The organism is Arthrobacter sp. CAU 1506 (genome assembly GCF_005047635.1).
In the GTDB taxonomy this organism is placed as follows: domain Bacteria; phylum Actinomycetota; class Actinomycetes; order Actinomycetales; family Micrococcaceae; genus Crystallibacter.
Window position 1 is genome coordinate 1 of sequence record NZ_SUKC01000024.1, and the last position, 12111, is coordinate 12111.

At 61.9% G+C, this 12111-nt stretch carries 13 protein-coding genes; 7 read left to right on the forward strand and 6 right to left on the reverse strand.

The window, feature by feature from the left end:
• The 5 genes from E4J89_RS19595 to E4J89_RS18415 all read left to right on the forward strand — a co-directional run.
• Positions 1-313 (forward strand): hypothetical protein (locus E4J89_RS19595; RefSeq protein WP_205754540.1); only part of this gene is annotated, 313 nt, incomplete at its 5' end.
• Positions 300-2126, forward strand: coding sequence for an ATP-dependent helicase (locus E4J89_RS18400; RefSeq protein ID WP_136787665.1), 1827 nt, complete (start codon positions 300-302; stop codon positions 2124-2126). The genes E4J89_RS19595 and E4J89_RS18400, both read left to right, overlap by 14 nt.
• Positions 2127-2763: 637 nt before the next feature.
• The gene (locus E4J89_RS18405; RefSeq protein WP_136787666.1) at positions 2764-3759 is read left to right on the forward strand and encodes a hypothetical protein; all 996 of its coding nucleotides are present in this window, start codon (positions 2764-2766) and stop codon (positions 3757-3759) included.
• Positions 3756-4538 (forward strand): hypothetical protein, encoded by a 783-nt coding sequence (locus E4J89_RS18410; protein WP_136787667.1) that lies wholly within the window; start codon positions 3756-3758, stop codon positions 4536-4538. Before E4J89_RS18405 ends, E4J89_RS18410 begins: the two co-directional genes overlap by 4 nt.
• Before the next feature lie 697 nt (positions 4539-5235).
• Positions 5236-5721, forward strand: coding sequence for a hypothetical protein (locus E4J89_RS18415; RefSeq protein WP_136787668.1), 486 nt, complete (start codon positions 5236-5238; stop codon positions 5719-5721).
• Positions 5722-6026: 305 nt separating this feature from the next.
• Here E4J89_RS18415 and dnaB read toward each other — a convergent pair whose 3' ends face one another.
• Positions 6027-7394: a replicative DNA helicase gene (gene dnaB, locus E4J89_RS18420; RefSeq protein ID WP_136787669.1), complete on the reverse strand. Its 1368-nt coding sequence runs from the start codon at positions 7392-7394 to the stop codon at positions 6027-6029.
• 491 nt (positions 7395-7885) lie between these two features.
• Between dnaB and E4J89_RS18425 the strand changes: the two genes are divergently transcribed.
• Both E4J89_RS18425 and E4J89_RS18430 read left to right on the forward strand, forming a co-directional pair.
• A complete protein-coding gene (locus E4J89_RS18425; protein WP_136787670.1) occupies positions 7886-8632 on the forward strand; it encodes a hypothetical protein in 747 nt (248 codons plus the stop codon).
• 68 nt (positions 8633-8700) lie between these two features.
• Entirely contained in the window at positions 8701-9132 is a 432-nt protein-coding gene (locus E4J89_RS18430) for a DUF1801 domain-containing protein (protein WP_136787671.1), read from the forward strand.
• A gap of 139 nt (positions 9133-9271) precedes the next feature.
• Here the strand turns inward: E4J89_RS18430 and E4J89_RS18435 are convergent, their stop codons facing one another.
• The 5 genes from E4J89_RS18435 to rpsF form a co-directional block, all read right to left on the reverse strand.
• Positions 9272-10111: a PhzF family phenazine biosynthesis protein gene (locus tag E4J89_RS18435; protein ID WP_136787672.1), complete on the reverse strand. Its 840-nt coding sequence runs from the start codon at positions 10109-10111 to the stop codon at positions 9272-9274.
• Positions 10112-10199: 88 nt separating this feature from the next.
• On the reverse strand, positions 10200-10649 hold the full coding sequence (gene rplI / locus E4J89_RS18440; RefSeq protein ID WP_136787673.1) for a 50S ribosomal protein L9: 450 nt from the start codon (positions 10647-10649) through the stop codon (positions 10200-10202).
• Positions 10650-10676: 27 nt separating this feature from the next.
• Positions 10677-10916, reverse strand: a complete 240-nt coding sequence (rpsR, locus tag E4J89_RS18445; RefSeq protein ID WP_136787674.1) for a 30S ribosomal protein S18 — start codon at positions 10914-10916, stop codon at positions 10677-10679.
• Between the two features lie 59 nt (positions 10917-10975).
• Positions 10976-11545: a single-stranded DNA-binding protein gene (locus E4J89_RS18450; RefSeq protein WP_136787675.1), complete on the reverse strand. Its 570-nt coding sequence runs from the start codon at positions 11543-11545 to the stop codon at positions 10976-10978.
• Between the two features lie 98 nt (positions 11546-11643).
• Complete coding sequence (gene rpsF, locus E4J89_RS18455) at positions 11644-11949, reverse strand: 30S ribosomal protein S6 (RefSeq protein WP_136787676.1); 306 nt, start codon at positions 11947-11949, stop codon at positions 11644-11646.
• Between the last annotated feature and the right edge of the window lie 162 nt (positions 11950-12111).

Sequence of the window (12111 nt, forward strand, 5' to 3'; positions counted from 1 at the left end):
TAGCGTTGGACACGTCGAGGTCTTTCGGATGGGCAGTGTGAGAACTTCCATCATCGGAAGACCTCGACCTCTATCCGGGAACCGACGCGCCAACGCTATCTACACTCTCGATTCCGATGAGCCGGAAATGTGCCTTGCGGCCTGTCAGACGATCCAGCCCGGACTTGCAGGTGACACCATAAAACAGATGAAGAAACTCAAGGGTAGTTCCGGCACGTTCTTAGCGCGTGCACTCATCGATCGCCACGCGGACTGGCACAGTTGGCCAACCCCCCTACGAGAATTGATCCAAAAAATTGATGTCGCAATTTGAAGATCGGCACCCCGAGGTGTCGCTGAGCTTCCTGCAGCGGAAGGCAATCGAATCTGACTCTCGAGCCATCGTGGTCTTGGCCGGCGCCGGGAGCGGCAAGACCGAAGTAGTTGCGCGCCGTGTGCAACGACTACTCACCCAGGACGGAGTCGGACGTATACTCGCTCTCTCCTATACGAACAAAGCTGCCGAGGAGTTGGGCGAACGTCTGCGGTCGCGTGTCGGCTCGGAATCTGAGCGAGTGACTACTGAAACAATTCATGGGTTCGCTCATTCACTGCTTCGTCAACACTCGACGAAGATCGGCTTGCCAGTCGAACCGGAAATCTTGACTCGGGATGAAGATCGAGCCGAGTTGTTGAACCAGTGGCTTAACAGCCAAGGCCTCCAACCCGCCACCGATCCTATCGCGCAGCTGAGAGACATCGACCTCAACCGCGCCCGCAACATCGACACCCCGGCGGTCGAAGACTGGGGACGTGCTCTGGCCAGTCTTCCGGCACTGGATTACGCTGCCCTTCTTAGTGCCGCTCGTGAACTACTTGAACTTAAGTCCGTTCGACGACAACTGGGACGCACTTACACTCATATCGTCGTTGACGAAGCCCAAAACCTGACGCCGTCACAGTATCTCCTACTTACGGCTCTGATGGGCGAGCGTGGAGAGGGTCCTGCAATGATGCTTGTGGGCGACGATAAGCAATCGATAATAAGCTTCGCCGGAGCCGACCCAGACTTGATCAGACAGTTCGCGCGATCTTACGATGCGGAAGTCATCGAGTTAACCGACAATTTCAGGTCCGCCGCCATTATCAGTGCAGTCGCAGGCCTCATCGCCGGTCAGCTTGGACAGAATCAGCCGTCTGTCGAACCTCACGCAGCTCCTGGATGCATTGAATATGTCTCCGGCTCAGATGAGAGCGATGAAGCAGCAAAAATCAGCAACTGGGTAGAAGAACTCCTTCGAAGTGGTCTACCCGAAAAGTCAGTCGCTCCAGGAGAATCGGTCGAAATACGAGCCGAAGATATTGCCGTTATCGGACGCTCAGTTTCGGCGCTGCGCGGAACTGCTAAGGCGCTCGAAGCAAGAGACGTGATCTATTCGACGAGCAGCGACGCAGCTGACTGGTTGGAAGGACTCGTCGGCAAAGTTGTGCTGGAGCTTATTGCATTCAATGCTGCCGCCAGACACGTGTCGCCTCAGTGGCAGCTGGGTCGGCTTATCGATGTAGACCCAGAGATGCTCAAATCTCGTGAACAAATCGCAGCTGCGATCCGTTCACATGACAACGTGCTCATCGCAGCCTTGGCAAAACTGGTTGACGAGACGGACATTCGCGGATTCATTGAGAACCTGAGAACGTTGGTCCCTGATACCGAAGGGAGCACATCCGAGCTGGCTTCTTGGAACGCCGACGTTGAGGAAATTGAGAAGGCGTGGCGTGACTACAACGCGACAGTGGATCGTGAATCGCAGACGTGGGGGGGCTTCCGCCTTTTTTGCTCACGGCGGCAGCGTGGTTCAGCGACGCATGGGGTTCAGCTGCTCACGGTGCACAAATCTCAGGGCCGAGAATTTCGAGCGGTCGCCATTGTTGGCATGAATGAAGGCCAGATTCCAGATTTTCGGGCAAAGTCGCCCAATGAGCAGGCGGGCGAGTTGCGGACATTCTATGTCGCTGTGACACGGGCGCGGCGGGTACTTCTCTTATCACGAGCGCTTCGTCGTACGACAAAATACGGGCAGCGACCCACGACCCCTTCGCCATATCTAGCGTTCGCGCGCCAACTGACCGATGTTAGGAGCAAGTAGCCTGGCAGATTCCTGAGGTTCACCGTCCAGGGACGGCTGAGGGAACAATTTGGGAAGCTCCGATGTGGCTTTCCCGCGAGCTACTTCTGCCGCTGTCCTTGTAGGCCGATAAGTGACCTCCCTGAAATAGTTGCTGCATGAAACTGAACCGCTGCCCTGCACAACGTTCTGATCAGGTTCAGGGAAATCCGTGTTGCTCAGCACGCCGTGCGAGAACACTCGGACTAGGGTGTGCAAGTTCCTTGGGGCTGAGAAAGGAGCGGGACCGGGATCCAGCAGATGGAGTTGGCCATACCGAGCAGCAGTTGGCCGAGCATTTCAGGTGCAGATCAAAGGCTGCTGCCCCGTCGCTAATTGCCCGACCAAGGCGCGCCGTTCGTCCCATCACGCACGTCAGCTTTGTCGAAGCAGAGGCCGCCTCTACGCGGAAATTATCATGAGCAAGTCCCCTCTGACGATCACGGTGGGGAGCCTTCCTGACTTTTGCCCGCATGGCGTCGCCCCTTTGGGGGGCGCTGCCGTGCGGGGATCGGGGATGGAGTTCCTGCCGGCCATCCCAACCCGGTATAAGTAGAAACAACAAAACGCAACTAAGGTTATTTGACAGCACCCACAGCAAGGGGATAGAGGAACCAACTTGGATGCACTGACACCCAGCAGCATCATCACCAGAGGCCTGGACATCCTCCGGCGCGCGGGCGTGCGAACCTCCGCCGGCAACCTCGAACGCATGTCCCTGGCCGCCCGCAACCTGCCCGTATTCGAAGCCTCCATCAAGGTGACGATCCAGCCCCCGACCCCCAGCCGCATCCTGACCGACCTCAGCACCACCCAGAGAGTCCGGCTCATCTACTTCACCAACAAGCCCGGGGCAGCAGTCACCGAAGCCGCCGAAGCAGGCCTGGTCGACCTCGTCGCCTTGGAACCGGCCACCGTCATCATCGGCCGTGAATACCTCAAACGTGAGCCCGACAAGAGGCGCAACGAACGCGTCAATAAGCACCGCAAGAACGCCTGGGGCCGCTGGGCAGTCGAACGCGTCCTGATACTTTCCCGCCAGCCCATGGGCCAGACCGACATCGCACCCTTGGCTGGCATCTCCCAGCCGGCCGTCTCGAATGCGTTCCAGCACCTGCAAGGGCACATCGTGCGCCGCCCGCACGGCTGGGAGCCGGAGGACCGTGCAGCACTGCTGGACAAATGGCTCGATGAATACCCCGGACCCGGCGGTGCATCCACCTACTGGTACGGGTTGGACGCCCCCGTGCGGCAGGCCCGTGACGCCGCTGAGTACGCGGAGTCCATGGAGGGCGAGCCACTGATCTCCGGTGACGTGGCGGCGGATACCTACGCTCCGTGGCGGCTGCCGAACCGGGTGCAACTGTACGTAAAGCAGTCCGTAGACCTGACCGACGCTGGTTTCACTCCTGCCGACCCGGACTCGGCCACCCTGGTGGCCACAATCCCGGCCGACACGACGCTTTGGACTGTCGCTCGCATGGCCGGCCGGCCAGACGGCCACCCTCTGGCCGACCCGCTGATCACCTTGTGGGACCTCATGCGGAGCCCCGGCCCGGACGCCGAAGAAGCCTCCCAACGCCTCCGCGCAGCGATCCTGGGCGGCAGCCTGTGAACGGCGCACGCATCGCCGTCACTGTTGATTCCGCCTCGCGGGCCTCCGACCTCGGCTACCAGGCAGTGGCCGACCTAGTGGAAGCCGCCGGGGAAACGGAATACCGGCTGGTGGGCGGCCATATGGTGCAAATGCTCATCCACGCCTATCCGACCGCCCTGGCGATCCCGCGCACGACCTCGGATGCGGACGCCGGGATTGACCGTGCCACGGCAGCCGGTCAAGGGTTGCATGACCAGCTACTGGAGCGCGGCTACACCGCGACGGCCGGCAACTCCTACGAGAAGCCGGCCGGGGACGACAAGACGCTTCAGGTAGACCTGCTGGTGCCGCACGGGACCCCTGGTGTGACAGAGCAAATTGGTGAGCGCGGCTTCGATTCAGCTCCCGGGTTGTCCCTGGCTTTGGCTGCTGCCCCTCTGGTGATGGAGGTGAAGGTCCGTTTGCTGTCCGGGGACACGCTGGAGTTCGTGGTGCTGGTACCGGATGTGGAAGCGGCCTTAGTCCTGAAGGCTTTGGTCTGGCGGCATCGCTTCGCCGAGAAGGATCTGAGTGACATCTCCTCGCTCTTGGAGATCACGCAGGAGCATCGCGACCGGCTGACCTCGTGGAAGTTGGATGGGGATGTGGCGTTGAAGGGGACGCGGAAAGACGCTGCGGACGCCCTGCACATGCTGGCCGGGATGTGTGATGAGGCGCGGGTGGCGAAGGACTCTTCCAGGTCGGCTCCGCCGAGGATCTCGGCGTTGATCAAGAGGCATGTTGCGAGGCCGTCCTGACCGCTCCGCTGGCGGCCTGGGGTGCGTTCCACGCTCTCGGTTTCATTTGGTCGCGTACGAGGCGCAGAAGGCCCTCCGCGATGTCCACGATTATCAACTGGCACTGACTGGGAGGAAGCTGTGGCAGCCGCCGCCCGGCATGGGGGCAAGTTCTTCAACGGGTGAGCTGGGCAGTTGGATCGCGTCGTCGCCGACTTTCGATCATGAGCTGAAGCGACTAATGCTGCGTTCCTTCCGGCGAATCGACGGGGGCGTGAGGGTTCCCCTCGCGATCAAGGTTCGCTTGCGAAAGGCACATGCAGCTTGTACACCCGCATGGACTCCACACATGCCCGGCCAGTTTCCCGGCGGTCATGAGTGTTACCGTCCGCGTTCGCTGATAGCCGTTTCGGTGTCCGTAGCCAAGTCGCAAGCGTCGGACGGGGCCGTCAGATCGAACCACTGCGTGCCAATCGGTCTGGAGTCAAGGCATTTGTGTTCTAGTCCAGCCACTCGATCTTTGGAAGCCAGTCGTTTGGATTGTCCACCGGACGAAGCCAACCACTCAAAGACTTCTTCTGAACGCCAGGGAGGTATGTTGGTTTCCTAAAGAGCCGGCTCATTTACGTACTCGACGACGTTCAACATGGCCTCTGAGTGCGTCGTCTACCGAGAACGCCACGCCCGGAAGAGCATTGCTGCCGTAGGAAGGGAAGTAATGTACGACCAACATCCCTCACCCAAGTTCGAGGCGTCCTGCCGGGATCTTCGACGGTTCTTCGAGTATTTGGACCCCATGGTCTCGCCCGAGACAGCTGCAGCCATCGCTGCAACAGAGCAAGCCGTCAGAGCCATGAATAAGGAGTTTACCTTCTTCTCCGAACTCGACATCACAGACATCGTCATAGCTGAGACACTGTGCGAACCCAAGGATCTGCTGCGCGACGACAAACTGTTGGGATTCACCTACCGCGAAAACATTGTCTATCCCAGCTTCCAGTTCGATGGCAGGACAGGCAAAAGATACGAATCCATACCACTGCTCCTCTCGGTAGCAAGGCAGTACAAGATTCCGCACAAGTCTCTCGCGCAATGGCTCTGCGACCCCTCTGGATATCTCGATGGAGACAGACCCGTGGACCACCTCCCCAAAACCGATCGGGTCGTCGAAGCTGCCACGGGCCATTACGGAGCTGGGTGGTGACGATCCTCGCTACTCGTTTGGCGAAGTCTGAACCAGGGAAGGTCTCCCCACGGAAAGGTTCATTTTGTCATGCATCGAGGTAGCCAATGCTTTGCCAGCAGCCCTTCGGTCTTGCCAAGAGCCACTTATGAAGCTCCAGTGGGCGCCACTGATTGAACCTGTACAGTCACGAATCGGGTCCTGTGGGAGTACGAGCAGCATTCGCCCATGCCGTACCGGCCCAAGAGCAGATGCGAGGAGCTTAGGCGCAATGGCGCCTGACAACTAGTTTGAGAAAAAGACATGTGGGTTGAGAACCTACAAAACTAACCGTGCTCGACCGCCATGTTGGCGAAGCGGGAGTAGTGGCCTTGGAAGCCCACCACGATGGTTTTGGTGGGGCCGTTACGGTGCTTGGCCACGATCACGTCGGCTTCACCGGCGCGCGGGGATTCCTTGTCGTAGATGTCCTCGCGGTGGAGCAGGATGACCATGTCCGCGTCCTGCTCGATCGAACCGGATTCACGCAGGTCCGAAACCATCGGCTTTTTGTCCGTGCGCTGTTCGGAGCCACGGTTCAGCTGTGACAGGGCGATGACCGGAACTTCCAGTTCCTTGGCCAGCAGCTTGAGCGCACGGGAGAACTCCGAGACCTCCTGCTGGCGGGATTCGACGCGCTTGCCGGAGGACATCAGCTGGAGGTAGTCGAGCACCACCAGCTTGAGGTCGTGGCGCTGCTTGAGCCGCCGGCACTTGGCCCGGATCTCCATCAGGGACATGTTCGGGCTGTCGTCGATGAACAGCGGGGCGTCGTTCATGCGGCCCATGGTGGTGGCGATCTTGCCCCACTGCTCGTCCTTGATGGTCCCCTTGCGGAGATCCTGCAGCCCGATGGTGGCCTCTGCGGAGAGAAGGCGCATGGCGATCTCGTTCCGGCCCATTTCCAGGGAGAAGAAGACGGTGGTCATGTTGTTCTTGATCGCTGCCGAGCGGGCGAAATCCAGCGCGAAGGTGGATTTACCGACGGCAGGACGCGCCGCGATGACGATCATCTGGCCGCCGTGCAGGCCCTGGGTGAGTTCGTCGAGTTCATAGAAGCCGGTGGGAACACCGGTCATGCCCTCGCCGCGGTGGCCGGCGGACTCGATCTCGTCGACGGTGCCTTCAATGATGTCCTTCAGCGGGACATAGTCCTCGGCGGTGCGCCGCTCGGCAACCTTATAGATCTCGGCCTGCGCCTCGTTGACGATCGCGTCGACTTCGCCGTCGTGGGAATAGCCCAGCTGGACGATCTTGGTGCCGGCGTCGACCAGGCGGCGGAGCACCGCGCGTTCACGCACGATCTCCGCATAGAAGCCCGCGTTGGCAGCGGTGGGAACGGACTGGATCAGCGTGTGCAGGTAAGCGGGCCCGCCGATGCGGGAAATCTCGCCGCGCTTGGTGAGCAAGTCGGAGACGGTGACAGCGTCCGCCGGTTCGCCACGACCGTAGAGGTCGATGATGGCTTCGTAGATGCTCTCGTGGGAGGGCCGGTAGAAGTCCACGCCGCGGAGCACTTCTACACAGTCCGCGATCGCGTCCTTGGACAGCATCATGCCGCCCAGCACCGACTGCTCGGCCACGAGGTCCTGCGGCGGCGTGCGTCCGAATTCGGAATCCCGACCTGTTGCCGAATCCGCGTGCGCTACCGACACCTCTGCCTGCTTTCTTTGCTCCTCGAACGGGTACCGAATCCCCTTCTGGTCCAGAACTATCAGGCGGTTCGGACATTCATGCGAACTGCCGGAAGGGCGCGCAGGACTACAGCCCGTGCGCGGACTTCTCAGTGGGATACTCCGCAACGGTAGTCCCCTTCCTCGCTTCCGCCAAGCGACTTATCCACCGCCCCTGTGGATAAAGTGTGGATACACAGGCGTGTCTTGTGCACAGGCTGTGTGCACAGCTGTGGATAGCAAAGTTAACTTGCCGGTAACATGGCTCTGACCTGCGGAAACGTCGCGGAAGCACTGTGGATTAAAAGAATTTTGCGGTGGATTTCGTCCAGTTTTTGCCTGTTGACAGATCCGAATTTGCAGCGTAGGCGAAAGTTATCCACTGGTTATCCACAGTGTGAATTACACCGGTGTGATACCCGTTGTCGGCGGAGTCTGGAGGCGGTGGACCGGGCGGGACGTAGGATTCAAGTATGGAATTTGTGGTGCCGCTGCTGATCGTTGTACTGGTCATCGCCGTCGGACTATTGATCGTGCGCCTCGCAACGCGCAACAAGACCAGCCGCACCGGCCGCATGCGCAGCTCGATGGACAATGCCACTCCGGCAACCTCCAGGGAAGCTGCTGCCGAAGCCAGCGCCCGGCTGACCCAGCAGCAGCACACCGCGATCTATGCGCTGATCGCACAAGGGCAGGCCCTCGCCGCGATCCGCGAATACCGCAACGCCACCGGCACCGGACTCCGCGAGGCCGCCGGCGCCGTCGCACAAATGTCGGCGCACCCGCAGCCTTACAAGTCGTCCCACGATGAAGCCCCTGCACCCCGGCTGGAGGATAAGGAGCCGCGCAAGGCAGCGCCCAAAGAGCCCTTGGAGGAAGAGCCGCGGAAGGCAGCCCAGGAACAGCCGCTGGAGAAGGCGGAGCCGCTGCAGGCGGCCCCCGCACCTGCCCAGGCAGAGGATGCCCCGCTGCAAGAGCCCGCTCCCGCCCCACGGGCCGCGCCGAGGGGATACCGCTACCGGGCCATCGTGTCCAAAGGCGACACCATCAGGGAAATCGCCAGCACGCGCCTGAACGACGACGTGTTTGGCCGGATCCGCAGCGCGGCGCTCGGCGGCGACCGGGAAGATGCCGTCCGGCTGCTCCTGGAGAATTCGGAAGCGACCGAGGCGGACGCGCGCGAGTTTGTTGACCTGATCGGGCCGGAAGAAGAGTCCTAGCGGCGTGGCCGGGCGACGCGTCCCGACCGTGCTGGCAACCCCTCAGGCTTTCTGCAACACTTCAACCCATGGCTGAGAACAAGACGGCGCCGACGGACGTCCCCGTCGAGGCATTCCTCGCGTCAGTGGAACACCCCATCCGGCGGCAGGACGCAGAAACCGTGCTGGAGCTGATGCGCGACGTCACCGGCGAGGAACCCGTGATGTGGGGGCCGTCGATCATCGGATTCGGCAGCTACCACTACAAGTACGCAAGCGGACGCGAAGGTGACGCTGCCGCTGTCGGCTTCTCCCCGCGGAAGGGCAACCTGGCCCTGTACGGGCTGACCTACGCGCCGGAGGCGGTGCCGCTGCTACAACGCCTCGGCAAGCACAAGACCAGCGTCGCCTGCCTGTACGTCAACAAGCTGGCCGATATCGACCTTGCCGTGCTCAAAGAACTGATCGCGCTCGGCTACCGCACCATCACGACGGCGGATCCGGAAGCCTTCCAGAGCTAGCCTGGCACGAGCGCATGCTGCTGGCGGACGTCGGTCAGCACGCGTGGGCTTGCCGCTTACGGGCGCCGGTGGGCCAGTCAACCGGCTGCCCCGCTGGCGGACGCCGGTCTTGCGGTCAACTGGCCGCCCAGGGTTGGCCTCAGAGCTCCACTGTTCCGGTGATCAGCGTCTGCACGTCCCCGCCCACCCAGATGTCCTCGCCGTCGGCGTCGACGTACAGCCGGGCATCCCGCCCCAAGGCCGTTCCCTGCCGGACCGTGTAGCTTGCCGGCGCCGCCTCTTCGCCGATCAGCCACTGGGCCAGTGCAGCGTTCAGGCTGCCGGTCGCCGGGTCTTCCGCCGGCAACTCCTCGAAGCCCATCAGACCGCGGACCTCGAAGTCGATCCCGGCACCCCCGGGATGGGCCCCCACCAGTCCGACGCCGAACGGCGACATTGCCGGATAGTCCGGCACCACGTCCAGCACGGCCTGGGCGTCCCGCAACTGCAAGGCCTGCCACTGCGGGCCGTTGTCCGCCCACTGATGCCGCAGCACGTCGCTGCGCGCGAGTCCCAGGGCCGCGCAGATCTTGGCGACGTTCTCTTCGGGCAGCGGCCCGGAGCGGCGCCGCGGCGGGGCAGCAAAAGCCAGCCGTCCGCCGTCGTTCTTCACCTTCACCAGGCCTGCGGCGCATTCCTGGATGACCGCGCCGTCAGCCTGCGGCCGCCCGCCGTCGGCAAGCCAGACCGCCGCGGTGCCCAGCGTCGGGTGCCCGGCGAAGGGCAGCTCGCCGCTGGGCGTGAAGATCCTGACCCGGTAGTCGGCTTCCGGGCTGTCCGGACGCAGGAGGAAGGTGGTCTCGGACAGGTTGGTCCAGTTGGCGAAGCGCTGCATCTGCCGGTCGTCAAGGGAGTCCGCTCCCGCGACCACGGCCAGCGGATTGCCCGTACAGGGTCCGGTGGCGAAGACGTCCACCTGGCTGAACTGATGTCTGCTCATGGGGTACAGCGTACCGGGCGCCTAAACGGCGCTTAAACAGAGCAGGCCGGGCCCGTAACGGACCCGGCCTGCTCTGTCAGCGAGGCTGTTAGCCAGCAACGACCTTCAGGTCGATGACGGCGGAGACCTCTTCGTGCAGACGCACGGTGGCCTGGTAATCGCCCACCGACTTGATGTGCTCGGTCAGCTCGACCTTGCGCTTGTCGATGGAACCGAGGCCGGCGGCCTCGACGGCGGAAGCCACGTCGGCCTGCTTGACGGTGCCGAACAGACGGCCCGACTCGCCGGCCTTGACGGTCAGCGTGACCGGCTTGCCGGACAGCTTGGCCGCGAGCTGCTGTGCATCTTCGAGGGATGCGATCTCGCGAGCGGCACGTGCAGCCTTGATGGACTGCACCTGCTTCTCGCCGCCCTTGGTCCAGGTCAGGGCGAAGCCGCGGGGCAGAAGGTAGTTACGGGCGTAACCGTTCTTTACCTCGACGACGTCGCCAGCAGTGCCGAGACCGGTCACTTCGTGGGTCAGAATGAGCTTTGCCATGTCAGTACTCTCTCCTCTTCGCTTCGCTTAGCCGCGGCCAGCGCCGGAGTAGGGCAGCAGAGCAACTTCGCGGGCGTTCTTGATAGCCAGTGCGATCTTGCGCTGCTCCTGCACGGTGACACCAGTCACGCGGCGGGCGCGGATCTTTCCGCGGTCAGAGATGAACTTGCGCAGCAAAGCTACGTCCTTGTAGTCGATGACGGTGACGTCAGCGGCCTTCAAGGGGTTGGACTTTGGTTTGGGCTTACGAATTTCAGCCTTAGCCATCGTGGAGCTCCTTTATCTTGTGGAGCCCGTGGATCTTTTCCACGGGATGGGGTTTGTGGTTAGAAGGGAGGTTCGTTGGAATCCGGACCGTTGCCCCAGCCACCGGAGTTGCCGCCGGCCGGTGCACCCCACGGATCATCCTGGGGTACGGGCTGCTGGCCGGACTGCTGTCCGCCCCAACCGCCCTGGTTCTGGTTTCCGCCGAAGCCGCCGCCGCCAAAGCCGCCTTGGCCGCCGCCGAAGCCGCCCTGCCCGCCGCCGGAGCGCTGGGTACGGGTGACCTTGGCAGAGGCGTAGCGCAGCGAGGGGCCGATCTCGTCGACCTCAAGCTCCATGACGGTACGCTTTTCGCCCTCTTTGGTTTCGTACGAACGGGACTTCAGCCGGCCCTGAACGATCACGCGCATACCCTTGGTCAGGGTTTCGGCGACGTTCTCGGCAGCTTCGCGCCACACCGACGCGCGGAGGAACAGGGTTTCCCCGTCCTTCCACTCGTTGGACTGGCGGTCGAAGGTCCGCGGCGTGGATGCAACGGTGAAGTTCGCTACCGCGGACCCGGACGGAGTGAACCGCAGTTCGGGATCGTTGGTGAGATTACCGACGAGCGTGATAACGGTTTCGCCTGCCATGTTGCCTCCTGATGTCCTGGTCCCGCGTGCCAAGCTGGTGCGCGGGATTGTCTTCGTTCAATGCCGGTCCCGGAAAGGGACGCGGCGATCACAGCTGATTACTCAGCGGAGATCTTCTGCTCCTCCGGGCGGATGATCTTGGTGCGCAGGATGGTCTCGTTCAGACCAAGCTGGCGGTCAAGCTCAGCAGCGGTGGCGGGAGTGGCGGTGAAGTTGACCACCGCGTAGATGCCTTCGGACTTCTTCTTGATGTCATAGGCGAGCCGGCGGCGTCCCCAGATGTCCACCTTGTCGATGGTTCCACCATCGTTGCGGACAACGTTGAGGAACTTGTCGAGCGAGGACTCTACGGTACGCTCTTCGACCTCGGGGTCGATGATTACCATCAGTTCATAAGCACGCATTGTGAACCCACCTCCTTCGGGCTAAGCGGTCACGGTCTTTCCGTAACAGGAGGTTCTGTTGCGTTTGCCTGCCTGCCACCGCACAGCGATCTCCCGACGTGTTTTGGCTATTGTCACAAGGAATATCGGCTAGTGCTGACAGCACAGACTCATCAATGCTAC

Excerpts from the sequence above, each read along its gene's own strand:
- E4J89_RS18400 (WP_136787665.1), top strand. The coding sequence starts at position 300 with ATGTCGCAATTTGAAGATCGGCACCCCGAGGTGTCGCTGAGCTTCCTG.
- E4J89_RS18415 (WP_136787668.1), top strand. The coding sequence starts at position 5,236 with ATGTACGACCAACATCCCTCACCCAAGTTCGAGGCGTCCTGCCGGGAT.
- E4J89_RS18425 (WP_136787670.1), top strand. The coding sequence starts at position 7,886 with ATGGAATTTGTGGTGCCGCTGCTGATCGTTGTACTGGTCATCGCCGTC.
- E4J89_RS18430 (WP_136787671.1), top strand. The coding sequence starts at position 8,701 with ATGGCTGAGAACAAGACGGCGCCGACGGACGTCCCCGTCGAGGCATTC.
- E4J89_RS18435 (WP_136787672.1), bottom strand. The coding sequence starts at position 10,111 with ATGAGCAGACATCAGTTCAGCCAGGTGGACGTCTTCGCCACCGGACCC.
- rplI (WP_136787673.1), bottom strand. The coding sequence starts at position 10,649 with ATGGCAAAGCTCATTCTGACCCACGAAGTGACCGGTCTCGGCACTGCT.
- rpsR (WP_136787674.1), bottom strand. The coding sequence starts at position 10,916 with ATGGCTAAGGCTGAAATTCGTAAGCCCAAACCAAAGTCCAACCCCTTG.
- E4J89_RS18450 (WP_136787675.1), bottom strand. The coding sequence starts at position 11,545 with ATGGCAGGCGAAACCGTTATCACGCTCGTCGGTAATCTCACCAACGAT.
- rpsF (WP_136787676.1), bottom strand. The coding sequence starts at position 11,949 with ATGCGTGCTTATGAACTGATGGTAATCATCGACCCCGAGGTCGAAGAG.